26 protein-coding genes are annotated in these 22,241 nt (G+C 56.4%); 3 read left to right on the forward strand and 23 right to left on the reverse strand.

Annotation, left to right across the window (positions count from 1 at the left end; genetic code table 11):
• Nucleotides 1–10: 10 nt before the first annotated feature.
• The 18 genes from IE151_RS04935 to IE151_RS05020 all read right to left on the reverse strand — a co-directional run bounded on the left by IE151_RS04935 (nucleotide 11) and on the right by IE151_RS05020 (nucleotide 13,375).
• Nucleotides 11–1,639 (reverse strand): terminase large subunit, encoded by a 1,629-nt coding sequence (locus IE151_RS04935; RefSeq protein ID WP_189488504.1) that lies wholly within the window; start codon nucleotides 1,637–1,639, stop codon nucleotides 11–13.
• Entirely contained in the window at nucleotides 1,605–2,009 is a 405-nt protein-coding gene (locus tag IE151_RS04940) for a phage terminase small subunit P27 family (RefSeq protein ID WP_189488506.1), read from the reverse strand. Before IE151_RS04940 ends, IE151_RS04935 begins: the two co-directional genes overlap by 35 nt.
• Nucleotides 2,006–2,326, reverse strand: coding sequence for a phage head closure protein (locus IE151_RS04945; RefSeq protein WP_189488507.1), 321 nt, complete (start codon nucleotides 2,324–2,326; stop codon nucleotides 2,006–2,008). Before IE151_RS04945 ends, IE151_RS04940 begins: the two co-directional genes overlap by 4 nt.
• Nucleotides 2,323–2,736 carry a DUF3168 domain-containing protein gene (locus IE151_RS04950; RefSeq protein ID WP_189488510.1) on the reverse strand — a complete coding sequence of 138 codons (414 nt, stop codon included), beginning with the start codon at nucleotides 2,734–2,736 and terminating at the stop codon, nucleotides 2,323–2,325. The genes IE151_RS04945 and IE151_RS04950 overlap by 4 nt, the downstream gene beginning before the upstream one ends.
• Nucleotides 2,733–3,125: an HK97-gp10 family putative phage morphogenesis protein gene (locus IE151_RS04955; RefSeq protein WP_244636635.1), complete on the reverse strand. Its 393-nt coding sequence runs from the start codon at nucleotides 3,123–3,125 to the stop codon at nucleotides 2,733–2,735. Before IE151_RS04955 ends, IE151_RS04950 begins: the two co-directional genes overlap by 4 nt.
• The gene (locus tag IE151_RS04960; RefSeq protein WP_189488514.1) at nucleotides 3,115–3,426 is read right to left on the reverse strand and encodes a head-tail connector protein; all 312 of its coding nucleotides are present in this window, start codon (nucleotides 3,424–3,426) and stop codon (nucleotides 3,115–3,117) included. The genes IE151_RS04955 and IE151_RS04960 overlap by 11 nt, the downstream gene beginning before the upstream one ends.
• Nucleotides 3,427–3,755: 329 nt before the next feature.
• Complete coding sequence (locus IE151_RS04965; RefSeq protein WP_189488524.1) at nucleotides 3,756–4,103, reverse strand: HNH endonuclease; 348 nt, start codon at nucleotides 4,101–4,103, stop codon at nucleotides 3,756–3,758.
• A gap of 169 nt (nucleotides 4,104–4,272) precedes the next feature.
• Nucleotides 4,273–5,421 (reverse strand): phage major capsid protein, encoded by a 1,149-nt coding sequence (locus IE151_RS04970; protein WP_189488526.1) that lies wholly within the window; start codon nucleotides 5,419–5,421, stop codon nucleotides 4,273–4,275.
• Nucleotides 5,421–5,939 (reverse strand): HK97 family phage prohead protease, encoded by a 519-nt coding sequence (locus IE151_RS04975; protein ID WP_189488528.1) that lies wholly within the window; start codon nucleotides 5,937–5,939, stop codon nucleotides 5,421–5,423. Before IE151_RS04975 ends, IE151_RS04970 begins: the two co-directional genes overlap by 1 nt.
• Nucleotides 5,932–6,333 carry a hypothetical protein gene (locus IE151_RS04980; RefSeq protein ID WP_189488530.1) on the reverse strand — a complete coding sequence of 134 codons (402 nt, stop codon included), beginning with the start codon at nucleotides 6,331–6,333 and terminating at the stop codon, nucleotides 5,932–5,934. The genes IE151_RS04975 and IE151_RS04980 overlap by 8 nt, the downstream gene beginning before the upstream one ends.
• Before the next feature lie 13 nt (nucleotides 6,334–6,346).
• Nucleotides 6,347–7,555: a phage portal protein gene (locus tag IE151_RS04985; protein ID WP_189488533.1), complete on the reverse strand. Its 1,209-nt coding sequence runs from the start codon at nucleotides 7,553–7,555 to the stop codon at nucleotides 6,347–6,349.
• Nucleotides 7,542–7,934 (reverse strand): MerR family transcriptional regulator, encoded by a 393-nt coding sequence (locus tag IE151_RS04990; protein WP_189488535.1) that lies wholly within the window; start codon nucleotides 7,932–7,934, stop codon nucleotides 7,542–7,544. The genes IE151_RS04985 and IE151_RS04990 overlap by 14 nt, the downstream gene beginning before the upstream one ends.
• 246 nt (nucleotides 7,935–8,180) lie before the next feature.
• The gene (locus tag IE151_RS04995) at nucleotides 8,181–8,933 is read right to left on the reverse strand and encodes a hypothetical protein (RefSeq protein WP_189488536.1); all 753 of its coding nucleotides are present in this window, start codon (nucleotides 8,931–8,933) and stop codon (nucleotides 8,181–8,183) included.
• 435 nt (nucleotides 8,934–9,368) lie between these two features.
• The gene (locus tag IE151_RS05000; protein WP_189488538.1) at nucleotides 9,369–10,490 is read right to left on the reverse strand and encodes a hypothetical protein; all 1,122 of its coding nucleotides are present in this window, start codon (nucleotides 10,488–10,490) and stop codon (nucleotides 9,369–9,371) included.
• Nucleotides 10,477–10,725, reverse strand: coding sequence for a hypothetical protein (locus IE151_RS05005; RefSeq protein ID WP_189488540.1), 249 nt, complete (start codon nucleotides 10,723–10,725; stop codon nucleotides 10,477–10,479). Before IE151_RS05005 ends, IE151_RS05000 begins: the two co-directional genes overlap by 14 nt.
• Nucleotides 10,726–10,799: 74 nt before the next feature.
• Nucleotides 10,800–11,720 carry a hypothetical protein gene (locus IE151_RS05010; protein WP_189488542.1) on the reverse strand — a complete coding sequence of 307 codons (921 nt, stop codon included), beginning with the start codon at nucleotides 11,718–11,720 and terminating at the stop codon, nucleotides 10,800–10,802.
• A gap of 106 nt (nucleotides 11,721–11,826) precedes the next feature.
• On the reverse strand, nucleotides 11,827–12,033 hold the full coding sequence (locus tag IE151_RS05015; protein ID WP_189488544.1) for a helix-turn-helix transcriptional regulator: 207 nt from the start codon (nucleotides 12,031–12,033) through the stop codon (nucleotides 11,827–11,829).
• A gap of 184 nt (nucleotides 12,034–12,217) precedes the next feature.
• The gene (locus tag IE151_RS05020) at nucleotides 12,218–13,375 is read right to left on the reverse strand and encodes a tyrosine-type recombinase/integrase (protein WP_189488547.1); all 1,158 of its coding nucleotides are present in this window, start codon (nucleotides 13,373–13,375) and stop codon (nucleotides 12,218–12,220) included.
• 386 nt (nucleotides 13,376–13,761) lie between these two features.
• On the opposite strand from IE151_RS05020, the gene IE151_RS05025 reads away from it, so the two are divergent.
• The 3 genes from IE151_RS05025 (at nucleotide 13,762) to IE151_RS05035 (ending at nucleotide 17,118) form a co-directional block, all read left to right on the forward strand.
• Nucleotides 13,762–14,112: a DUF2200 domain-containing protein gene (locus IE151_RS05025; protein WP_189488549.1), complete on the forward strand. Its 351-nt coding sequence runs from the start codon at nucleotides 13,762–13,764 to the stop codon at nucleotides 14,110–14,112.
• Between the two features lie 298 nt (nucleotides 14,113–14,410).
• Nucleotides 14,411–16,084 carry an MFS transporter gene (locus IE151_RS05030; protein WP_189488550.1) on the forward strand — a complete coding sequence of 558 codons (1,674 nt, stop codon included), beginning with the start codon at nucleotides 14,411–14,413 and terminating at the stop codon, nucleotides 16,082–16,084.
• Nucleotides 16,081–17,118 (forward strand): HlyD family secretion protein, encoded by a 1,038-nt coding sequence (locus IE151_RS05035; protein ID WP_189488552.1) that lies wholly within the window; start codon nucleotides 16,081–16,083, stop codon nucleotides 17,116–17,118. Before IE151_RS05030 ends, IE151_RS05035 begins: the two co-directional genes overlap by 4 nt.
• Here the strand turns inward: IE151_RS05035 and IE151_RS05040 are convergent, their stop codons facing one another.
• The 5 genes from IE151_RS05040 to IE151_RS05060 form a co-directional block, all read right to left on the reverse strand.
• Entirely contained in the window at nucleotides 17,119–18,750 is a 1,632-nt protein-coding gene (locus IE151_RS05040; protein ID WP_189489043.1) for a GMC family oxidoreductase, read from the reverse strand.
• Between the two features lie 116 nt (nucleotides 18,751–18,866).
• On the reverse strand, nucleotides 18,867–19,877 hold the full coding sequence (locus IE151_RS05045) for a branched-chain amino acid ABC transporter permease (protein ID WP_382344758.1): 1,011 nt from the start codon (nucleotides 19,875–19,877) through the stop codon (nucleotides 18,867–18,869).
• Nucleotides 19,870–20,757, reverse strand: coding sequence for a branched-chain amino acid ABC transporter permease (locus IE151_RS05050; protein WP_189488554.1), 888 nt, complete (start codon nucleotides 20,755–20,757; stop codon nucleotides 19,870–19,872). Before IE151_RS05050 ends, IE151_RS05045 begins: the two co-directional genes overlap by 8 nt.
• Nucleotides 20,758–20,760: 3 nt before the next feature.
• Entirely contained in the window at nucleotides 20,761–21,471 is a 711-nt protein-coding gene (locus IE151_RS05055; RefSeq protein WP_189488555.1) for an ABC transporter ATP-binding protein, read from the reverse strand.
• Nucleotides 21,464–22,240: an ABC transporter ATP-binding protein gene (locus IE151_RS05060; protein ID WP_189488556.1), complete on the reverse strand. Its 777-nt coding sequence runs from the start codon at nucleotides 22,238–22,240 to the stop codon at nucleotides 21,464–21,466. Before IE151_RS05060 ends, IE151_RS05055 begins: the two co-directional genes overlap by 8 nt.
• Nucleotide 22,241: the final 1 nt, after the last annotated feature.

Raw genomic sequence — 22,241 nt, forward strand, 5'->3', positions numbered from 1 at the left:
TTAGTAGAACCTAAACTGAGAAAAATTCATAATCGTCAGGCGCGTCGTCATAAGATGAGCGGCCAGATGCGCCTTGTGCAGCGCGTGAGACTGCCATGATTGCTGCGACAGCGGGATCAATGCGGTCAGCAGCGCGAGCCTTGTTGGGACGGCGATTGTCGTTTTGATCGCGCATCATCACGGTATTGCCGACTGCCCAGCGCAACAGCGGGCTGTCATGCACCAGACGACGGTTGAGAAACATGTCTTCAAATGTATCGACAGGCTTGGCAAAATTCATGAGTGTCTGAGGGAATGCCGCAACCGGCACGCCATCTCGTTCGAGGGACTCCATCATTTCGCGGGCCATCGCGACGTCGAAAACGACTTCACACACTTCGAACATGTCGGCCAGCATGCGGATGTAGCCCTCGACCGTACCATAGTCCACAATGTCGCCTTCGCAGGCAGTCAGCCATCCTTCATCTCGCCATCTGGTGTAAGGCGCACTGTCCTCATCCGCGCGCTTGCGCAGCTGCGCTTCAGGAGAGAAACCCATGACATGTAGGGCGAATTTGTCGTCATCTAGCTCGATGACGCACGCCACTGCCGACAAATCGATGCGCTTCGAAAGATCCACGCCGATCCAAGCCTTGGCCCCGCGCAGCGCCTCAAGGTCGATCTCGCCATGACCTTCGTCCCATATGGCCAAATCCCATTCGGGATTAGCCGCACCATCCAGATGCACCGACAAATGCAGGCGCTTGTAGGATTCACGATCGGCAGGACTGTGCTCGCATTTCTCGCGATAACGAGCCAGTTTCTTGAGGTCCGGATAACCATAAGGTAGGCCGGGATTGGTCGCCCACAGCCATTCTTCGTCGCGGAAATCGACATCGTGCGGCGCTTCGAACAGAATCGGCAGGAATGTTTCATCCTGCACGCGGCCATCCACGACCTTGCGGGCATGATCCAGGCGCTGCCAGAACGGGCCTAGCTGCCCGATACCTGATGTCGATGCCGTCATTAGTATAGTATTCGAGGACTTATTCAGGCCGGTTTCGACAGCTTCCAGAAGATCGTTCTTGGTTTCTGCCCATAGCTCATCGGCAAAGACGGCAACGTCGGTACGTCCGTGTGCGTTCTTCGCGTCCGACGAAAGCGCCTCGTAAACAACTCGGTGTTTCCGGTAGGTAATGCGCTTTTCGCTGTCCTGAATATTGACAGCCTCAAGGATGCGAGGCGTTGCGCGGCAGATGCCAGCCATCTCTCGGAAGGTCAGCGCTGCCTGCTCGCGGCTGTTCGCGATCGAGCAGATAGTGGACATAGGCCGACGCTCAGGACCGCACAGAAAAACCATGAGGCAGGCTGCCATCAACGAAGTCTTGCGGTTGCCACGCCCCAATACAAGCAGCAACTCCTCAATGCGCCGCGTGCCGTCGTCTGCGGTATCTCCGAAGGTGCGGAGTACAATGCGCTCCTGCCAGGGATCGAGCGAGAAGGCATTCCCAGGAAGATTTGATTTTGGATGCTTTAGAGCACGGATGAACTTGACCGCAGCTTCGCCCTTGCCGTGAGGATCGGGGATGGGCGAATCGTCAAATATCCAGGCCAGATGCGGTAGTTTAGATATCGATGCCGAATTCCGAGATTTCGCCATTGCCGCGAGCGCCTCCGCTATTCTTGCCGCGACTTGCTGGTGTAAGGCCTAGCTCCGCAGCGAGCCGTCGAGCGGCTTCTAGGTTTTCCTTGAGTATTGTCGTCTCCGGCCTGCGCTTAGGACCGCTATCGGACTCAAAGGTCAGGCCGTGTTTGCGCACTGCTTCCTCTGCCTGCCGCATCGTCGCGACAGCCAGGCAATAGGCTTCCACCGTCTGGATTTCGTGCGCTGCGATCTTCCGGTCAGCAACAAGCTGCGGTAGAACCCGGCGCCACTCGGCCTTGCCATGGGCCGGCATCCAGGAGGGCGGTCTCGGTGCTTCTGCCAGCGCGCCATCGAGTGCCTTTATTCCAGCTTTCCGTCCCTTCATGATCCCGGCCTTGCTTTGCAGCGCAGTTCCCAGCCTCGATTACGGCCGATTGGCTTCAATTCCACGATGTCGAACCCTTGCCCGTCATAGACAACACGCACCAGCGTATTCAGGTCGGCGCGATACCGCGTGCGGAAGATGATAGCCATCTCGGCGGAAGTACCCCAAGCGCGCATGAATTCTTCGGTGCTGGCCTGCAACACCTGGGCGCGCATCGTCGCGAAATCTTCATTGACAGGAATCTGCCCGCCGTATCCGTCATCGGTATATGTTGTGCGCTGTAATGTGATGACTTTATCGAGTTTACCCGCTCTCATATGGCCACCGTATCGTCCGCCAGGAATTTGATCGTGACGACGCCATGGGCGTTATCACCGGTCTTTCCGCGCATGAAATTTGTGTCCTGAAAAAATGCGTCCAAGGCGATGCCATCAACCAAAGCCGAAAGATTTTTCACGGCTCTGCGGATCTCTCCGGCAATCATCTTGCACAGCGCCATGCCGGGCTCGGTCGTCCAGACGTGCAGCGTCATGTTCACCTCGGATAGGGACATACACTCATTGTCGTCGCCGACTGTCTGGCCTTCGCCGATGATGATGCACGGAAAGACTTCGGGCAAAGTGTTGCGGTCGAAAATGTTGGCAGCCGGCACCAGAGCCGTAAGCGCTGGACGAGCGCGCAGCGTATCCACGAGGAGCTTCTGCGCTGATAAAGATGGTTCGCTCATTTTTTAAAAGCCTCTTTGACCGCCTTTGAAATTGCCCGATCTATGCGACGACGGACGCGCTTCTTAGTGGTGTTGACAGACGGCCAGAAGAACGGTTGCGCGTTCATCTTCTCCGTGCCGTATTCTTGGAATAAAGCGTTGTCCTCACCCGCGGCGTTCTCGTCGATGGCCTGCACGCGGATTGCCAGCGGCACACCAGTGTCCACCTTCTTGATGTTGGCCTTCAGGTCGGTTCCGGATGTGCTTGGATCATCCGGTGCGAGCAGGCGCATACGCGCGACCATTTCATCGGCGCCCTTTTCAATGGCGGGATCGATCTTGGCGCGCACCGCCTTCGGGATAGAATTCAGGGCATTGATCAGGCCCTGCAAATCACGGCTACGAGCCATCGCCAACACCCCAATAGTTCCGTCTATTTGAGACGATTTCCCATACGCCGTGCGGGGTTTCCATTCCCGATACGCCGACAAGGCTGGATTCGCGGTTTTCGTACCAACCGGCAGCCAACATCTTGACGGCCCCGACAAGATCAGCAGGCGCACCGTCGGGAAATTTCTCCTCGATCTCAAATCCAAGCAGCGCGGAAAGATGCGCCTGCGCGGCGTCAATCTTCGACGAAATAAGGGCATCATCGACTGAATCCGTGATGCCAAGCTCGGCCTTCATTTCAGCCAGGTCGACAATTGCCATATAAAGATATCCTTATGTGGTTATGAAAATTCCAATTTAGGAGAAATGTGAACTGTGGGGCGCGGGTGGTCACGGAGATAGGCTTAAAAGTTGACGACCAGCCCCCTACAAGCCTCTTTTCATCGACGCCGATGTGTAAGGATGCTTCCCACTCCGGAAAGGCCAGAGCGCGCATGACACGCTCTCACAGCGCGCGACCTCGGAAGGCTGGCCACCTGAGCAATCAAGACACTTCTCACGAATGGCTTGCATCGGGCTCTGTGGCTCATGTCCAGCATCAGCCGCAACGATATGCGTCGGCGGCCAAACGGCCGCGAGTTCCGTTCTGTTCATTTCTTTCTCCCCCAATTGGCTGACTGATCGCGTGCCGTTCTCTGGCTATGGCAGGGATGGCACATGCTACGCAGATTGCTCGGATCAAGCCGTAGGTCGGGCCGGTCACGCACCGACTGGATATGGTCGACGTGACTGGCCTTCGCACCACACACCACGCAATTAGGATTGTGGTGCAGGAAGCGGAAGCGCAGCTTGCTCCAGTCCTTGTCGTATCCTCGTGCGGATGACGTGCCGCGTTGCTCATCATTCGCCTTCTGGCGTGCCGTGATGCGCGCCTGCTCGTGAATGCACTTCTGGCCTTTCGGCACCGAGCAGCCACATGAAGTTATGCGGTTGACCATGCAGGTCTCCTTAAAAGAAAGGAGACCGCAGCATCACGCGTGCGGCCTCCAGTGCCCTATGCCCTAACGCGGGCGGGCTGCTCTGCTATCCAGTGAAGGAGATCATCGGCGGGCACTGTATAGCTTGCGGCCTGAGCTATGCCGTCACAATCCCCCGCCTTATTCAGAATTACTCGCCACCAGTGGCGTCAGCTTCGAACGGGCCATAAACGAAGCTTTCCGTACGGTAGATCGCCAGCGCAAGGCGCTGTTCCGCGCGTATAGAGATTAGGTTCTTCTCGAAGTCATCCGCGTTCGAGTTCGACACTTCGACACGGGCCTGCCAGCGGTCGAAGATCTGCGCAGCACGGGCGAACGCACCAACAAGGAAGTTGCCTTCCGTCATCGCGGTCGTATCGACCACAGGGATGCCCCAGAGATTTTGACCGTTATTGACAGTCGGGTTCGACCATATATACCCACCGGTGGTTTCTTTCAGGACTTCGATATCCGCCCAGTCGGTCGGATGCATCACGATGCCGTCGGCGCGATACTCAGCAAGGCGAACCTGCAAGATTGCGCGGCGGATTATGTCAGCCTTATTGTCGTCGGCAGCAACGAGCGTATTGTCGAACGGAGTGGCGTTCGGGATCAAACCATTAAGGTTCTGACCAGTGCCATTGCCGTTGAGAAGCTGCGCTTCCTCAACGTCCGCAAGGCCATCGCGAGCGCGGGTATCGATGTAACTGGCAAGCTGCGCGCTGTCCTCAAGCACCTGCCGGCTGGCTTTGAAGAGGTGCGCGATAACGCGGACGTTTTCAGTTTCCTGATCGAACGTGATATCCGAATACGGCTTGGCAGCACCTTCCGCAACCGGAGCGGCGTTGTTAGTGAAGCCCGTTTCACGAACGTACTGGATCACGCCAGACGTGGTGCTGCCCTGCGCCAGAAGTGCGCGGATAGTCAGCGGGCGAATTGCCGGGGCGATGATGCCTGGCACGTGGTGGCTTGGCACGAGAGACGTGCTGCCATCGGTGCCGGTGCCCACGGTCGCACTGCCGGTAGTGATCGCCTTCAACTCAATGTCAGCGCCCCCCTTCTTGCCAGATACCGCCCATTCCTTGAATGCATCGGTTTCGACAAGCTGCTCGCCGGCAGACTTCGTTTCAGTGGCGTGTTCCGTGCCGTGGGCCAGTTTGGCTTCGAGCTTGTCCAGCCGATCGACAAGCTTGTTGTCATTGTCGGCCTTTGCCTTCACCTCATTCGTGAGGTCAGCCAGCGCAGCCTTGACGTCGATTTCGTTTTCGCTCTTGGTTTCGAGTTTGAGAATAGCAGTCATTAGATTTCCTTAATTGCCTGAGTGGCCGCACGGATGGCGGCAATGGTTTCGTCGTTCGATTTGACGTTGGAGACGGTGGCGTCGGCATGCATCGGAAATGTCACGAGGCTGACTTCCTTCAATGCGACCTCTTCCAGAATGCGGGCCGATTTGGCACTGTCCTGTGAGGATCGCACCGTGCGATATCCGATAGAAAGACCGTCGAGTGCACCGGCCTTCATCAGCGCATGAGCTTCACGGCCACGCGCTGTTTCGAGGATCAGGCGACCCTCGGCTTTCAGGCCGTGATCGTCCTCCTGAAACTTGGTCCAAACGCCGATCGGCTCGTCGCGGTCGTGTTGCCACAGCATTTTGACGCGAGCCGCTGGAACGGCGGCCAGAGAGGCGGAGAACGCACCTTTACGGATGATGTCGCCGCCCTGGTCTTTCGTGCCGAAAACAGCCGCATAGCCCGAGAAGGTACCATCTTCCTGCACTGACTTGACGTCGAGCTCCACCGCTGCGAGCGTGTTACTCATCGTCTGCCTCCACGGATGCACCTGCACCGAAAATCAGCTCGGTCAGAATATCAACAGCGATCGGTGCGTAGTTGCCTGGCGCCTTAGAAACCGTAGCTACGACGTCCGGATGTGGCGAATAGATCAGGTGTGGGACCGGACTCCAAAGCGGATGCGAAAAAACGCCAATCTTCATACGCGACATAATTTTTTGGTGCTGGAGGACTTCCCTCGATGGCCCGTGCAGCGCGTATGAAATCACGAAGGCAACATCACCAGACGTCCATTTGCCGGATGTAAACTTATTCAAAAGTTCGTATGTCGATCCGGTTGGCGTCAGCCGCTCGAACAAGGAGTGATCCTTGATCGCAAATGTCCTCACGGTGCCATCATATTCTCTTTCCAGTGAAACCAAAGACTTGGCCCTTTCAGTTGCGTTGGTCTTGCCGATTTTCAGGAGTCGGCGCTTTTTCCGGCACAGTTATTGCCGGGTTCTCGTAGACGTCTCCGCCCTCACGCGGCGGGAGGTCGATCCACTGGCGGGCCTCATTGGCGTTGATAGCTTTTGCCTGCATGAAGCTTGAAATCGCCGTCGCGCGAGCGGTCAGGTCGGCCCGGGTCAGATCGTCGCGGTCGAATAAAATCCGATGGTTGCGGCGCTCGTCGTCGGTGAGCAATGCCCGGCCATACGCGCCCTCGAGTTCGCGCAACCATGGCTCCAAACAATACGTCAAAAACTCGCGCCCCATCTGTTCCGCGTTGCCCCAAGTACCCCGTTCCAGATCGAAAATCATGGTCGGCGGTACGCGGAAAGCGCGGGCGATTTCCTCGTTTTGGAACCGGCGATTTTCGAGATATTGCGCATCGGTCGATGACAGGCCGAGCTGGGTGTAATCCGTCCCGTCCCAAAGCACTGGCGTCTTGCCGGCGTTCTGCGAACCGGAAAAAGCCGCAGCCCAGCCCTTCAGCATCGCTTCCACGCCCTTGTCACCGATCGGCTTTGTCGTCTTCAGCAGGCCGCCAGGGCGTGCGCCGTTCTGGAAGAGCCGCCTCCCATAAGCTTGCAGTCCTCGGGCAAAAGCGATGGCATCGCGGGCATGACTGATCGGAGCGGTATTGAAGGCGTTGCGGATATGGATAACATCGCTGGATCGCAATGCCTTGCCGTTTTTCTTGTAGAGAGGCTTCCCGTCGCCTTCTGCTGAGAACTCAACCTGGATGATACCCGGCTTATATTTTCGAATGGCGATAGGCCGGTTGTCGATTGATCGCGTGACCAGCGCGAAGCCGCCCGGATCGGAGGTGAGTGCTTCGATCAGCAAACCGCGTGTTAGCTCAAAACCGCTTGTCCATTCGTTCGCCTCGTTGTTCAACAGGCGCACGGCTGGGTGGTTCGGCAGGTCTTTCCATATCCCGCCAACCCTGCGCTGCACGCGGACATCCAGGCTGGCCGCGGCTTCACTTATTAGTCGGATCGCGCTGGCAACGGCAGGTACCTGCAATGCGGTATGTGCAGTGAGGCTGATGTCGTCCGGGCCGCCACCGAAATGGGTAACAAGCCACGTCTCGGGAGTGACAATGCCGCTTTCGGCCTTGGTTTCTTCGACGTGCGCTGATTTCGTACTAAACGGCCACATCGGCAGCCTCCAACTTTTTAGAAAGATCGTGTGCAATCCAGCCGACGCGGATGGCGGCAAAATTGTTCTCGGGAAAATCGTCGGGGCCACCGATGAACGCGCCGTCATCGGTCGCGAACAGCGTGGCGTCATACCCTGGCGGATCATCCAAAAGCGGTGTGGCTATCTCTATCGCCGTCGCCGCGAGTATGCCGGGCGACAACAGCCTCCGGGCTACCTGAAGGATCGTGAGATCCTGAAGTGAAAAGAGCCGTTGGCCGGAAAGCTTGGCGCTTGGCGCTTTGTAGCGATGCAGCCAAACGTCCAGCGTTTCTAGCGGCATTCGACAAGCGGCAGCCGCCGCTTCGCGTCCGATGACGCGTCGGTTCCAATGCAGCATTCGCCGCCCTTTCATTTGAAAGTTAATAGGGACAAATAGAAACCTGCCTGCCGGCACGCGAGGAGGAGACGACCGGCAGGCAGGTGAGCGCGTTGCCGCGCTGCTTATGCGGATAGTGCCCCAGTCGTGGGCGCGACTGAGGCAGGCGGGGAACTAGCAAAGGCCCGCCACGGCCATAGGCCGATAGTGAAACTGAAATGAACCTATGTTACACTATACCCGTTCCGCGTTCGAAAATAGGGTACCCTATTCAGCGATCCGTTTCCGTGCTTGCCAGAACCGATCCACGATTTCGAATCCGGTCATCATCAGTGCCCGAGCCGCCCCCTTCGCGCCCTTCGTTCCGAATCCAAGAGAAAGGCCGGTCTCCTCCAGCGTTTTGCCTTCGACTACCAAGGATTCGAACGCGTCGATTATCTGGCTGGTTACTGCCAGTTTTGCGCGGATCATTCCCAACTCTACTTTGGCATCGATAGCGGCAATCAATGGTGCGTCGCCATTCCATTTTTTAGCAATAGGCGCGGCCCGCTTTTTTGTTTCGTCGTTGGTTCGCACTCGCTGTTTGGCCGGTGTGTCGATTTGTGCCTTTTTGCCCCTTAGCCGCTTGACGCCCTTTGACCTACCTTCGCCATCCTGATTGTGAACCACGTAGAGATTGTCCGCTGCCGTACCGATCAATTGCACCGGCTGGTGGGCTGTATCCCAGAGCGCGCGAAATCGCTCCGCCAGTTGCATGCAATGAGCGTTGCCCTCAGTGCGCAGAAGCTTGGCGAGAGGCCATTCCTGGTTATCGTTTGCATGCTGGCCGCTGAACTTATTGGACGTGATTCGGGCAGCCTGGGCCGATAATCTCCATTCGATGGTCGGACCTTCCTCCGGCAAACGGATTGCGACACCGGCAAGTTGCGTGCGGCGCGGTGGTGTCCACTCGGCCATGTGATCAAGAAATTCGTGCGGGCTGTCCGACCAATCGAACACCGCGCGCTCTTTTGCTTCCATTTTCATCTCCTCTGAAGCGAAATGCTTCTGCCCTTAGAAGACCAAGGCAGAAGCAAAAAGTGCTACAAAGTTTTTGAAATTATTTTCAGGGCTGAAACGGCCGTCAAACGGGGTGAGGGCAGCCATACCCCGTTGACACGAAAAAGTGACGGTAGCGGCAGTTCTTCAATTACTCAAACCGAAGCAGCCCGCGCGGAAAAATCGGCAAATCCGCCGTCACGTGACGGCAACGCATCCGTGCTCGCGCTATTCGGCGAGCCGGAGAGCTGTTGAAGCAGATTGAGCCACAAAAGGGAGCAAACCAGAACATTAGGGAGGGCGACCAACCTAAAGTTTTTACGAGGACGGAGGCCGCCCAGGCAGCCGGAATGTCAACACACCAAGCCAAGCAAGCCATCCGCGTTGCATCCGTATTTTTACAGTTCGGCGGTCCCACTAAGCGGCCTTTAATCGACCGCTTCCGGTCAAGTGCAACCGCTTGCCGAGAAGATCGCCACCGTCGTTAATCTCATCGAGTCCGACCACTTGCAACAGCTCCCTGAATCGTTTCTGGCCCGCTTCTTGATCCGCCTGGCTGCTAGATTCCAGTACGATTTTCACCTCGCGCTCGGCGCCAGCGTCATCGCGCAGAGAGAGGAATAGCATTCCACCCCTGACGTCTGCCCTAACGATCTCGCCGGTCATCGCACTCGGCCTGGGCGGCACGTTGCTATTCGCTGGTAGTATCGGGCGACTGACCTCGCGTCGCGTCGTCGGTTTTTTTTGCTTAGGCTTGTAGACTGATGGCGGGTCGCATTCGAACTCCTCGCGATCTATCCATTTACCCAATGTGTAACGAGGCGCATCCGGCTTGCCTTGTGCAGACCAAGCCTCACGCCAGAGCTTTGCCGCCTCGACCATTCTTGCGTGCAGATCGGTGTCCGGCGCAGCTTTTCGATATGCCTCTTTGGCGTCTGCTTTTTTCTGTCTATAACCATAGGAGCGCCATAGCTCTTCGAAACCATCTTCCGCACTGCCCGCAGCGCTGGCCTCAAGGCCATGCGCATGCGGCGGCGAAGCCGGTGCGGGATCAATATTCCTATCATGTAAGTCGGCCTTGTAGGCCGTTACATGTAGGACGGTTTGGGTGGTGTCCACACCACTACTAGCGGCCCTAGTGGTGGGTTCTACACCACTACCTGTGGTGGCCTGTACACCACTACTAGCGTCATTATCCGTAGTGGTAGGTTCTGCACCACTACTAGCCGACTCGCGCACCTGATCGAAGTGAATTTCATATTCAGTTGGCCGCGTTCCGGCTCCAACACGCGAAACTGAAAAAGGCCCGTTTTCAACGAGGCGGCGGGTGGAAGCGATAACTGACTTGCGGTCAGCACCAGTGGCCTGCACTAGATAGCTGAGGCTGGTACGGCTGTTTTTAAACTCTTTGCGATAGTTGTCGATGATCTCGAAGGCGACACTCTTATCGAGCCCGGTTGCCCACCTGGAACGCACGACAAGGCTAAGCACTCTCCACTGATACTTCAGCGAGTCTGGCGCATGCTTATCCTGCTGCATTGGCAGCCCCATACGCTTCAACCGCGATATCCGTGAGCTTGCGTGCCAGCGCAGGAGAGAACGTCGCTGTACGGTGCTTTCCTGCTTGGCACGCATAGATAAAATGCCGACCGTCTGGCTGTTGGATCAATCGCAGGCCGTTCAGCCGAATGTCTTCGTTCAGCTCGATGTCGACGAAGGCCAGGCAGCGGCGCTCGCCGCGACCTTCGGTCGGGTGGACGTACAGAACTCGCATAATGTTTTCCTTACGCGCACAAAGGCGCGCCCGCCGTTCGTAACGGCAGGCTGATTTAGGTGTGTGGGGCGGGGTTAGGCTGCCTGTTTCGGTTCTTGAAGCTGCCTTGCATGTCTAATCCAAGATTTTTCACGGACTGGCAGGCTGTATTCAGGAATGGAACCAACGTTGGAGCAATGGGTGTGAAAGTCACTCAGTCGACTAAACCCAGCCTCTGAAACCATCAGCATGATATCAGCGAAGGTGATTGCTTCAGACGTAAATTTTTCAATTGACTCCTCCTGCCAATCTGCAAGTTCTTTTGTTCGGAATAGGTCTCTGAGAGATGATTCCGCACTATAATATTCATTTAGAAGCATCTCCTCCAGGCGGTTCATCCCATCTTCTCGCGCTGTTTCGACTTGTTGTGTAAGTCGCTCTTTGTCCGCTTCGGCGAACATGGCTCGCGTATGCGCCTCCTGGGATTGCCTCTCTGCGATCTTGACCATGTCGTCGCGGGCTTCGATGACCGACTTCAGCTCCTTCACCTTGTCTTTGTGCTTTTCGCGAAGTTCGGCAATCTCCCGTTTAAGCCTTTCGTTCTCTCTCCTAATATCTTCCAGATCGTTCTCGTTCGGCGATGCAATGGTTTCGACTGACAGAGATTTCGCAGCCGATGTTTTTTCTACGTTACTAACGGACAATCTTGCGTCGCGGTTTCTTTCTGCATGGCGTCTGGCGCGCTCTGCTCCTTTTGCACGGATATCTTCAAGGGTCGTGCGTCCGTCACCGAGTGCCATCAATTCGTGAGCACGGCTTCGGCCCATCCGTGCATGAGAGAAAAGAAACGCTGACCAACGCATTTCGCGGGTTTCTTTAAGGCGCTTGTGAACTTCTAAAAGCTGGATGCCGGCCGCTTTGTAATGCTGCTCGGCTTTATCTAGCGCTTTGTCGCCCGCCTCAACGCGGGCTTTGATTTCACGGCCAAGAGTTTCAATTGCGACGAGCGTTGACATTATGCTGCGCCCCGCTGCACAATCTTTTCCTGAATCCACGCGGCCACTTCGGCGCGAACAACGGTCATAGGATTGTCTTTCGTCTGACGGTAAATGCGATGAACGCTCATGCTGCACGATCCGCTATGCGTTGATCAAGCCAAGCGTCGACTTCCGCACGGACGTAGCCGATGCGCTTTTTTCCTAGCTGTACAGGCTGAGGGAACTCACCTTCTTTAGACATGAAGAAAAGCAACGTTCGGGAAAGGGAAGTCGCGATAGCAGCTTCCTTCGCGCTCATCATGCGCGGCAGGTTATCGTTGTCGGGTGTCATTGGTGTCTCCTCGAGCGCAAACTGCGCACGTCGAATAGATCGATTGGGATAGGAGTTTTTGTTAAACCTCAGATCATGTCTGAAGCGTTCGGGCCGCTAGGGGCATATTTCGTGCACCACCACGAAATAACTCTTTTTGAGAGCGTTACCATAATGCCGAAACATTCGCAGATTGTCAATGCTGTTATTTTACTTCAGAAAGAAAAGCGGCCCATTCGTTCATGAGTAACCGTCGTTTTTCTAAAGCATCTTTGCGTCGATAGGCTTGCTCAGTAGCGTCGCCGACTGAGTGCGCGAGGGCGGTTTCGATAATGTCGCGAGCGTGCATGGTCTCGTCGCCAGCCCAATCTCGGAAGGTAGAGCGAGCTGTGCCGTGAAGCGTCACCGACTTGTCTGGTGAGGCGCGCCGGAGCGCCTTCGTCAGTGAGGTGTCGCTGATCGGAGAACCTGCCTTCTCTCCTTCAAAAATCAGGCTGCTGGTCGCGCGTTCTTTCATGATTTTAAGGATGGCTATAGCTCGGTCTGTCAGCGGGACTCGATGCTGCTTCCCAGCCTTCATCCGTTCAGCCGGAATTGTCCAGATCCGTTCCTCAAAATCGACTTCACTCCAAACCGCGCCGCTAACCTCGCCAACACGGCTGCCACATAAAATCAGAAACTCAACGACCAGCGCCGCTATGCCATTCGACTTCCTAAGCTCTGTCATCATCTGTGGCGCTAGGTGATAATCCAGGGCGGCATGGTGTCCGCGCGACAACTTGTTTTTTGCCGGCAATAGCTCCTTCAGCCCGCCGCGCCAGTCGGCCGGGTTATCTCCGGCATACAGACCACGCGCCTTCGCATGATCGATAACCGCCGCAATGCGCATTCGGGTCCGGTCGGCTGTCTCTGGAATTTTGGTCCAGATCGGCTTTAAGCATTCAACCACGTCATCGCGGGTGATGCTGGCAATAGGCTTTTTGTGAAGTGGCGCAGCGTATTTATCGAGCGTCATGCGCCACTGCGCTTTGTGCTTCTCATTCCGAAAGCTGCTTTCCTTGACTGAGATAACGTCGTCCATAATGTCGAGGAAGGTCTTGCCTTTCGACAGTTCTTCTCCGCGCGCGAGACGTTCACGGATCGCCTCTGCCTTGTCGCGAGCCAAAGAAAGGGATACCGGTGCAGTGCCTTGGCCGTAGCCTCCGAGGCCGATTTCCGTTCGCTTGCCCTGCCGCTTGTAGATGAAAAACCACTGTTTGCTTCCGGTCGCGCGAACGCGCAGAAATAGACCATCGCCATCGGAGTAGATGCCGGCCTTGATCAGGGTGCGAATCCGTGTTTCCGAAAGTTTGTGCTTCGCCATACCGTAACCCGCTGCCATAACTTTAAGGTTGTTAGGTACGTTTTTGACGTTAGATCGACTGAAATGCAATAGTTAAATCAATAGCTTACGTAAAATGTCGGTCTCTCTGTCCGCCATTTCAGGCTAAATATCCACTATTCGATTAGTAACCGGCAATCACAATGAAGTCCGACGCCCCCAGGGCAGGCTCCGCGCTCTGGCGCGGTGAGGGGACGGAGTTCCTCATAGACGGCGGCACAATTCCGACGGTGGGTATCTGGAGGAGTGAACTCGTTCTCGTCCCTTAGATTTATTGCGATTGCGAACAGAATCACCGAACCTCCTCTGGTTTCACCGGTTGTGGCCACTGGTCGCGGACGAGTGAGACGGAAACGTGAGGAGGTAGCATGCCGGGGCACCGCATCTATTCAACGAGCGTCGCCAGCGTTTATCCGCACTATATCGCCAAGGCGGAGAAGAAGGGGCGTACCAAGGCCGAGGTGGACGAAATCATTCGTTGGCTGACAGGTTATACGCAGGAGCAGCTAGCCGCTCAGCTGGCCGATAAGACCAGCTTCGAGGATTTCTTTGCCACTGCACCTCGACCAAATCCGTCGCGCTCCCTGATTAAAGGCATGATCTGCGGGGTGCGGGTTGAAGATATCGAGGAGCCGATCATGCGCGAAATACGCTACCTGGACAAGCTGATCGACGAATTGGCCAGGGGCAAGGCCATGGCCAATATTTTACGGCAATAACCTGTATGCGGGCTTCTAACAAAGCCATAGGTGACAGGAGATGGAAGGTGCCGAGATAGAGATGAGCTGGGCTTTGATGCCGGGCCATGTCGAGCGTAGGCGACAAGTACGAGATTGCCCATTGAACCTCGGCGGCGTTAAACTCCTGGTTCTCTTAGTATTTGACGCGATTATATGGATGGGCGGAAGAGCGCAGATTTAGACTGTGGTTGAAAAAAATATTGCAACCATATAGATAGCATGCGAACAATGTATTGAATTTTCGAGAACGCCGTCTTTAGGGCGCGCGGAGTGTTTTATGCCGGAAATTGTAACTCGTTCTGCATCTGCTGCGCCTGTGCCCCCAGCTGCTGAACCCTCGCAGGGACAGGGTCCTGTTTTTGTGCCTCGTCATCCGGTTCATGCCGCAGCCTACATGCTCGCCTCGACCTTGCTCGCCTTGACCCAAGGGTTCGGGATGAATTTGGTGACGGCGAATATTCCGCAAATCCAGGGCGCGATCGGTGCCACCAACATAGAAACGACATGGCTGATGGCGGCCTATATGGCGCCGAATGTTTCTCTGGCCATCGCTCTGATCAAGCTTAGAACGCAGTTTGGCCTGCGCAACTTCGCAGAACTCAGTATTCTGGTTTTCTGTATCGTCTCGATCTTCAATCTTTTTGTGACGGATCTTCAGTCAGCGATCGTGGTCCGCTTCTTCAGCGGTGTGGCGGCGGCACCGATGTCATCGCTTGCGTTTCTCTACATGCTGGAGCCGTTCCCGCCGCAGAAGAAGCTGACGATAGGTCTTTCGCTGGCCCTGACCAACATTGCGCTTGGCCCCTCCATCGCGCGCATGATCTCGCCCATTCTTCTTGACGCGGGCGGGTTTCATGCCTTGACACTCTTTGAACTCGGACTCGCGATGCTCGCCTTCTGCGCTGTATATTTGCTGCCGCTCACGCCGCAACTGCGTGCGAATGTCATCGAGAAGCTCGACGTCATCAGCTATTTTCTCATCGCAACGGGTTTCGGTTGCGTTGCGGTCGTTCTGGTCATGGGGAGACTGCACTGGTGGTTCGAGGCGCCGTGGATCGGATACGCTCTGCTGTGCGCGGCGGTAACCATCACCGTGGCAATCATTATCGAGCTCAATCGCAAGAATCCGCTGATCGACATACGATGGATATTCAGCCCGGCGGTTCTGCATCTTACCGGGGCGCTGCTGCTGTTCCGGCTTATTCTGGCTGAACAAACCACCGGCGCAGGCGGTTTCCTGCAGGTCATCGGGCTGCAGAACGACCAGACTTTTCTGCTCTATTTCCTGATTTTTCTGTCGACAATCGCCGGTGGACTCGTCTGCGCGCGGTTAATGGGGGCGGGGCGTGAACCGTATTTCCATATAGTCGCCTTGTCGCTTCTCGCCATTGGTGCCTTCATCGATAGCAGTGCAACGAATTTGACACGACCACAGAACATGTATCTCAGCCAGATCATGATCGGTTTTGCAGCGGCTATCTTTCTTCCTCCTGCGATGGCGACAGGGCTTATGTCAGCACTGAAGAAAGGGCCGAATTACATTTTGAGCTTCATCATCGTCTTTCTGACGACGCAGAGCCTCGGTGGTCTCCTCGGATCGGCAGTCTTTGGAACCTTCATCACGCTGCGCGAGAAGTTTCACTCGAATGCCCTGGTCGAGAAGATTGCGCTCACTGATCCCCTGGTCGTGCAGCGGGTGAAGGCGCTCGCCGCGCCATACGCACCGCATCTCACGGATCAAGCGGTTCTGAACGCGGAAGGCATTGCAATGCTTAGTCAGCAGGCTACGCGCGAAGCCAATGTGCTTGCCTATAATGACGCGTTTTTTGTTATGGGATGCATGGCAAGCGCGGCACTTTTCGTTCTTCTTTGCCACGTGGCTTTCGACGCCGTAAAGAAACAGACCAGAAAGCAGGACGGCGAAAATACCGCCGGAGTAACAGCCTCATGAACAAGACGTTTCGCACCGCGAGCATTATCGCAGTTCTTATCGGAGTTTTGGGCGTCATCCTGATTTTATTCGCGTGGCGTTTGCCCCCGTTTTCACCGGCTTTGCAAACTACGGATAATGCCTATATCCGCGGACGGGTAACGACACTGGCCCCGCAACTGTCTGGCTATGTCGCGGAAGTTATCGTCAAGGATTTCGAGACGGTGCAAGCCGGGCAGCTTCTGGTGCGGGTCGATGATCGCATCTATCGCCAGAAACTGGAACAGGCGAAGGCTAGCCTTGCATCGCAGCAGGCCGCGCTCGCCAATTCCGATCAGTCTCGACTGACGGGGGAGGCCAATGTTGCTTCAGCGAAGGCGCAGCTTGAAGGTGCGCGCGTCGCGTTGGACACGGCCAAGGCCGAGTGGGCCAGGATCGAACCGCTTCTGGCCCGGGGCGTAACCACTCAAAGCGCGGCCGATCAGTCACGTTCGGCTCTGGCTAAGGCGCAAGCCGCTTTTGGCGAGGCGACGGCGCAGTTGCAAGTGGCCGAACAGTCTCTGCAGTCGACAATCGTCAATCGTAGTTCCCTCGAAGCGGCGGTCGAAGGTGCACAGGCTGCGGTGCGGCTAGCGGAGATTGACCTCGAAAATACAAATATTCGTGCGCCGGAAGACGGCAAGCTCGGCGAGGTCGGCGTGCGGCTTGGCCAGTACGTTGCCGCAGGAACCCAGCTTATGGCCATCGTACCGCACGACATCTGGGTAACCGCCAATTTCAAGGAAACGCAGCTCTACGGTATGAGATCCGGCCAACCGGTCCGGTTTACGGTCGATGCTCTGAACGATGTCGAGATGACGGGCAGGATCGAGCGCTTTTCGCCAGCCGCGGGATCGGAGTTCAGTATCTTGAAGCCGGACAATGCGACCGGCAATTTCGTCAAGATTGCTCAGCGCGTGGCGGTGCGCATTGCCGTGGATTCCGATCAGCCACAGATCGAACGTCTGGCGCCCGGCATGTCGGTGGTCGTCAGTGTCGATACTTCGGCGGAATAATCAGGCCGCGGTTGCCTTGCCGACCTCCGAAACAGCGGAGCCTGCATCGCGCAGGATCATTTCCGCGGCCTTCTCTGCGATCATGATGGTGGGCGAATTGGTATTGCCGGACGTAATTGTCGGCATTACCGATGCATCGACGACGCGCAAACCTTCTACGCCGCGCACGCGCAATTGCGGATCAACGACACTCTTGTCATCTGCGCCCATGCGGCAAGTGCCAACCGGGTGAAAGATAGTCGTGCCGATCTCCCCGGCCGCCCTGGCCAGATCCTCGTCCGTTTCGTAGGCAGGGCCTGGCTTGAACTCTTCCGGCTTGAAGCAGGCAAAAGAGGGTTGTTTGACGATTTCCCGCGTCAGCCTGATGGCCCGTACCGCGGTTTGACGGTCACTTTCTGCCGAAAGGTAATGCGGCTGTATGAGCGGTTTGTCGCGGAAATCATTGCTACGCAGATGCGTATGGCCGCGACTGTCCGGCCGCAGATTGCACACGCTGGCCGTCACTGCGGGAAAAGGATGCACGGCTTCACCGAATTTTTCCAGGGAAAGCGGCTGTACGTGATATTGCAGATCGGGAGTCTCGCGTGACGGATCGGACTTGGTGAAGATGCCGAGTTGGCTCGGCGCCATGGACATCGGACCCGAGCGCTTCATTGCATATTCGAACGCGATACGCGCCTTGCCGAAGAGCTTGCTCGCCAGTTCATTGAGCGTCGGCACGCCGGTGACCTTGTAGGCCATACGCAATTGCAGATGATCCTGGAGATTCTCGCCGACATCGGTGATTTCATGCAGAACTTGTATGCCCGCATTCTGGAGGACGTCGCCGCGCCCTATGCCTGAAAGCTCCAGAATATGCGGCGAGCCGATCGAGCCGGCGCTGAGAATAACTTCCCGGTTTGCCTTGATTGTCTTTTCCACCCCCTCATGGTGGAAGGTAACGCCGGTTGCGCGCCGCTCTTCAATCAGGATGCGACGCACATGTGCGCCCGTCGATACGGTCAGATTCTTGCGATGCACGGCTGGGCGCAGGAAGGCTTTAGCTGTATTCCAGCGAACGCCGTTGCGCTGGTTGACCTCGAAATAGGACGAACCCTCATTGTTGCCGCGATTGAAATCCTTGATGATAGGGATGCCGGCTTCCGCAGCTGCATTCTGGAAGGCATCAAGCACTGCCCAGCGCACGCGGGACTTTTCCACGCGCCATTCCCCGCCGGAGCCGTGCATGTCATTGTCGCCCAGATAGTGGTCTTCGGATTTACGAAAGAAGGGGAGTACGTCGCTCCAGCCCCAGCCCTCGCAGCCCATCTGCCGCCAGCGGTCGTAATCCTGTGCCTGGCCGCGCATGTAGATCATGCCATTGATGGAGGAGCAGCCACCCAGTACGCGACCGCGTGGATAGGCAAGGCTGCGGCCATTCAAACCTTCTTCCGGCTCGGTCGTGAAACACCAGTCGGTGCGTGGATTGGAGATGCAATAGAGATAGCCGACAGGAATGTGGATCCAGTGATAATTGTCGCGACCACCAGCTTCGAGCAACAGGACAGAAACGTTCCGGTCCTGTGAAAGACGGTTAGCCAAAACACACCCGGCACTGCCTGCACCTATGATGATATAGTCGAAGCGATCCATGACTTCCTCCTCCACGCCGGAGACAAAAGCCGGCACGGTCTCTCCCGACTTTGGGAAAGGTTCTCTTCAATTTGATTTTTAGGATGCTGCCCGACTGCCCCGGGCAGCATCCGGTTTTACGATTCGGTGTTCAGTCCGAATTTGCGCCCGATGCGCGAGTTGTAGAACTCGCCAATGATGCCGCGCCGGAACAGAAGCACACAAACCATGAAGACGATGCCGGTAATGACCGTGACCGGAAATTGTGACGTCGCCAGCGCGTTCTGCAATGTGACAATCAGCCCAGCACCGATAATAGGACCGATCAGCGTGCCGATACCGCCGAGAAGTGTCATCAGGATAACTTCGCCAGACATCTGCCAACTGACATCGGTCAGCGTCGCAAGCTGGAATACGATAGCCTTCAACCCGCCCGCGAGTCCGGTCAGCGCGGCTGACATGACGAAAGCGGCGAGTTTGTAACGCGTCACGGAGTAACCGAGCGAGATCGCACGGTTCTCGTTCTCGCGGATCGAACGTAAAATCATGCCGAAAGGCGAGTTGACGATACGCCAGATAATGAAAAGCGCCGCCAGGAAAACCGCCATGACGAAGTAGTACATGTTCATCTGGTTGCCCAGATTGATGAAGCCCAGCAGATAGCCGCGCGGCACTGACTGGATGCCGTCCTCGCCATGCGTGAACGGTGCTTGCAGGCAGAAGAAGAAGAACATCTGCGCCAAGGCCAACGTGATCATGGAGAAATAGATACCCTGGCGCCGGATCGCCAGGAAGCCGATGATGAGCCCAAGGATCGATGCGCCAAGAACACCGACCAGGATGCCGACTTCCGTTGGCAATCCCCAGACCTTCACGGCATGCGCCGTAAAGTAGGCCGAGCCGCCGAAGAAGGCTGCATGGCCGAAGGACAGCAGCCCGGTGTACCCGAGGAGCAGGTTGAAGGCGCATGCAAACAGCGCAAAGCACAGGATCTTCATCACTAAAACAGGATAGAAGAAGAAGGGTGCTGCGACGAGGCCTGCTATGCCGATGAGGATGAGCGCAAGCTTCAAGGGGGGCGAAAGCGTTGCGCGTTCCTTGGTGCCGTCGTGAACGGGTGTGTAGGTTGTCGTGTTCATATCAAGCATCCCGTCCAAAGAGGCCCGCGGGGCGGATCAGAAGTACGATCGCCATGATCACGAAGATCACGATGTTTGACGCCTCGGGGTAGAAGACCTTGGTGAGGCCCTCGGCCACCCCAAGCATGTAGCCAGTGACGATTGCTCCCATGATGGAGCCCATGCCCCCAACGACGACGACGGCAAAGACCACGATAATCAGGTTCGAACCCATCAGTGGACTGACTTGATATACGGGCGCCGCCAGCACGCCGGCGAAAGCCGCAAGTGCGACACCGAGACCATAGGTGAAGGTCAAGAGCAGCGGAACGTTGACGCCGAAGGCCTGGACCAGCGTCGGGTTCTCTGTCGATGCGCGGAGATAGGAGCCGAGCTTTGTCTTTTCAATCAGAAGCCAGGTTCCGATACAGACGACCAGCGAGACCGCCACGACCCAGCCGCGATAGATCGGCAGGAACATGAAACCGAGATTGACCGCGCCGGTCAGCTGCGCTGGTGGTGCATAGGGTTGCCCCGACGATCCATAGAAATACCGAAAGGTTCCTTCGAGGAAGAGCGCCAGACCGAAGGTGAAGAGGAGGCCGTATAGGTGGTCGACCTTGTAGAGCCAACTCAGCATCGAGCGTTCGACGAAGGCTCCGATCACACCGACGATGATCGGCACGAGGATCAACGCTGGCCAGTAGCCCAGCCCAGCATAGCGCAGCAGCAGGAAACTTGCGAAAGCGCCGAGCATATAGAAGGCGCCATGCGCGAAATTGATGACGCGGAGCATGCCGAAAATAACGGCAAGGCCGAGACTGAGCATCGCATAGAACGAGCCATTGATCAGGCCGATAAGCAATTGACCAAAAAAGGCTTGTAGGGGAATCCCAAAAAGCATCGTCATAAGTCAGACCCCCAGCGTTTCGTGCAATTCACCCATACGGGTGGAAAGTTCGGAGACGGGGAAAGAAGTCGTCGTCTTACCGTGGTCCATGAGATAAAAGCGGTCGGCGATGCGACTGGCAAAGCGGAAGTTCTGCTCAACCAGTACGATCGTCATTCCACGCGCCTTCAGTTCCTGTAAGACGTCGCCGATGCGCTGGACGATAACCGGGGCCAGGCCTTCGGTCGGTTCATCCAGCAGCAAGACCTTGACGCCGGTGCGCAGAATGCGGGCCATGGCCAGCATCTGCTGTTCGCCACCGGAAAGCTTGGTGCCGGTGCTGTTGCGTCGTTCTTTCAGGTTCGGAAACAACGTGTAGATTTCGTCTATGCTCATTCCGCCATCAGCAACGACGGGCGGCAACAGCAGGTTCTCCTGCACCGAAAGTGTGGCGAAGATGCCGCGCTCTTCCGGAACAAAGCCGATGCCCTGATGCGCCGAACGATGCAGGGGCACCTTCATCATGTCCTTGCCGTCCAGCTCGATCTTGCCAGTGCGCTTGCGCACGATACCCATGATGGAACGCAATGTCGTGGTCTTGCCTACACCGTTGCGGCCCAGGATCGTGATCGTCTCGCCTTTTGCGACGGATAGATTTACTCCGTGCAGAACATGGCTTTCATTATACCAGGCATTCAGATTTTCTATGTGGAGGAGGAGTGTCTTTTCAGTCATCGTCACGCCCCATATAGGCTTCGCGCACACGCGGATCATTGCTCACGGTCGCATAATCACCATCTGCCAGGATTTGCCCGCGCTGAAGCACGGTAATGCGGCTGCACAGGTCCGAGACAACGGACAGATTATGCTCCACCATAAGCACAGCACGGTTCTCTCCCACGCGGCGGATAATATTGGAAACCGTGGCAATGTCCTCGCCGCCCATACCGGCCATGGGCTCATCGAGCAAAAGCACTTTCGGATCGAGGGCCAGGGTTGTGGCAATTTCAAGCACACGCTTGCGACCGTAGGAAAGCTCAGACGCTAGCGCATGGCGTGCATTTTCAAGTCCGACTTCCCGCAGGAGAGCCATCGCCTGATCGTTCAGCCGATCGAGCGCGGATACAGGCTGCCAGAACTGGATCGCCAGATTGTTAGGACGTTGCAAGGCAACACGTACATTGTCGAGCACGCTCAGATGCGGGAAGACCGCCGAAATCTGGAACGACCGGATCAGCCCCATCCGCGCTACGGCGGAAGCGCTGGTCTTGGTGATATCGGTCCCGAGAAATTCGATTTTCCCGGATGTCGGTTGCAAGAACTTCGTCAGAAGGTTGAAGACGGTTGTCTTGCCAGCGCCATTCGGTCCGATCAAGGCGTGCACCCTTGCATGGTGCACGTCGAGATCAACATTACTCACCGCCTTGAACCCGCCGAAGTCGCGGGTGAGACCGCGGGCGGAAAGCACCACCCGCTGCGTCTCGTTTTGGCTTGCCGTCACCATG

The organism is Limoniibacter endophyticus (assembly GCF_014652835.1).
Classification (GTDB): Bacteria; Pseudomonadota; Alphaproteobacteria; order Rhizobiales; family Rhizobiaceae; genus Limoniibacter; species Limoniibacter endophyticus.

What these genes read in the sequence shown, in the direction of transcription:
- IE151_RS04935 (WP_189488504.1), bottom strand. Translation starts at nt 1,639, where the DNA reads ATGGCGAAATCTCGGAATTCGGCATCGATATCTAAACTACCGCATCTG.
- IE151_RS04940 (WP_189488506.1), bottom strand. Translation starts at nt 2,009, where the DNA reads ATGAAGGGACGGAAAGCTGGAATAAAGGCACTCGATGGCGCGCTGGCA.
- IE151_RS04945 (WP_189488507.1), bottom strand. Translation starts at nt 2,326, where the DNA reads ATGAGAGCGGGTAAACTCGATAAAGTCATCACATTACAGCGCACAACA.
- IE151_RS04950 (WP_189488510.1), bottom strand. Translation starts at nt 2,736, where the DNA reads ATGAGCGAACCATCTTTATCAGCGCAGAAGCTCCTCGTGGATACGCTG.
- IE151_RS04955 (WP_244636635.1), bottom strand. Translation starts at nt 3,125, where the DNA reads ATGGCTCGTAGCCGTGATTTGCAGGGCCTGATCAATGCCCTGAATTCT.
- IE151_RS04960 (WP_189488514.1), bottom strand. Translation starts at nt 3,426, where the DNA reads ATGGCAATTGTCGACCTGGCTGAAATGAAGGCCGAGCTTGGCATCACG.
- IE151_RS04965 (WP_189488524.1), bottom strand. Translation starts at nt 4,103, where the DNA reads ATGGTCAACCGCATAACTTCATGTGGCTGCTCGGTGCCGAAAGGCCAG.
- IE151_RS04970 (WP_189488526.1), bottom strand. Translation starts at nt 5,421, where the DNA reads ATGACTGCTATTCTCAAACTCGAAACCAAGAGCGAAAACGAAATCGAC.
- IE151_RS04975 (WP_189488528.1), bottom strand. Translation starts at nt 5,939, where the DNA reads ATGAGTAACACGCTCGCAGCGGTGGAGCTCGACGTCAAGTCAGTGCAG.
- IE151_RS04985 (WP_189488533.1), bottom strand. Translation starts at nt 7,555, where the DNA reads ATGTGGCCGTTTAGTACGAAATCAGCGCACGTCGAAGAAACCAAGGCC.
- IE151_RS04990 (WP_189488535.1), bottom strand. Translation starts at nt 7,934, where the DNA reads ATGCTGCATTGGAACCGACGCGTCATCGGACGCGAAGCGGCGGCTGCC.
- IE151_RS04995 (WP_189488536.1), bottom strand. Translation starts at nt 8,933, where the DNA reads ATGGAAGCAAAAGAGCGCGCGGTGTTCGATTGGTCGGACAGCCCGCAC.
- IE151_RS05000 (WP_189488538.1), bottom strand. Translation starts at nt 10,490, where the DNA reads ATGCAGCAGGATAAGCATGCGCCAGACTCGCTGAAGTATCAGTGGAGA.
- IE151_RS05005 (WP_189488540.1), bottom strand. Translation starts at nt 10,725, where the DNA reads ATGCGAGTTCTGTACGTCCACCCGACCGAAGGTCGCGGCGAGCGCCGC.
- IE151_RS05010 (WP_189488542.1), bottom strand. Translation starts at nt 11,720, where the DNA reads ATGTCAACGCTCGTCGCAATTGAAACTCTTGGCCGTGAAATCAAAGCC.
- IE151_RS05015 (WP_189488544.1), bottom strand. Translation starts at nt 12,033, where the DNA reads ATGACACCCGACAACGATAACCTGCCGCGCATGATGAGCGCGAAGGAA.
- IE151_RS05020 (WP_189488547.1), bottom strand. Translation starts at nt 13,375, where the DNA reads ATGGCGAAGCACAAACTTTCGGAAACACGGATTCGCACCCTGATCAAG.
- IE151_RS05025 (WP_189488549.1), top strand. Translation starts at nt 13,762, where the DNA reads ATGCCGGGGCACCGCATCTATTCAACGAGCGTCGCCAGCGTTTATCCG.
- IE151_RS05030 (WP_189488550.1), top strand. Translation starts at nt 14,411, where the DNA reads ATGCCGGAAATTGTAACTCGTTCTGCATCTGCTGCGCCTGTGCCCCCA.
- IE151_RS05035 (WP_189488552.1), top strand. Translation starts at nt 16,081, where the DNA reads ATGAACAAGACGTTTCGCACCGCGAGCATTATCGCAGTTCTTATCGGA.
- IE151_RS05040 (WP_189489043.1), bottom strand. Translation starts at nt 18,750, where the DNA reads ATGGATCGCTTCGACTATATCATCATAGGTGCAGGCAGTGCCGGGTGT.
- IE151_RS05045 (WP_382344758.1), bottom strand. Translation starts at nt 19,877, where the DNA reads ATGCTTGATATGAACACGACAACCTACACACCCGTTCACGACGGCACC.
- IE151_RS05050 (WP_189488554.1), bottom strand. Translation starts at nt 20,757, where the DNA reads ATGACGATGCTTTTTGGGATTCCCCTACAAGCCTTTTTTGGTCAATTG.
- IE151_RS05055 (WP_189488555.1), bottom strand. Translation starts at nt 21,471, where the DNA reads ATGACTGAAAAGACACTCCTCCTCCACATAGAAAATCTGAATGCCTGG.
- IE151_RS05060 (WP_189488556.1), bottom strand. Translation starts at nt 22,240, where the DNA reads ATGGTGACGGCAAGCCAAAACGAGACGCAGCGGGTGGTGCTTTCCGCC.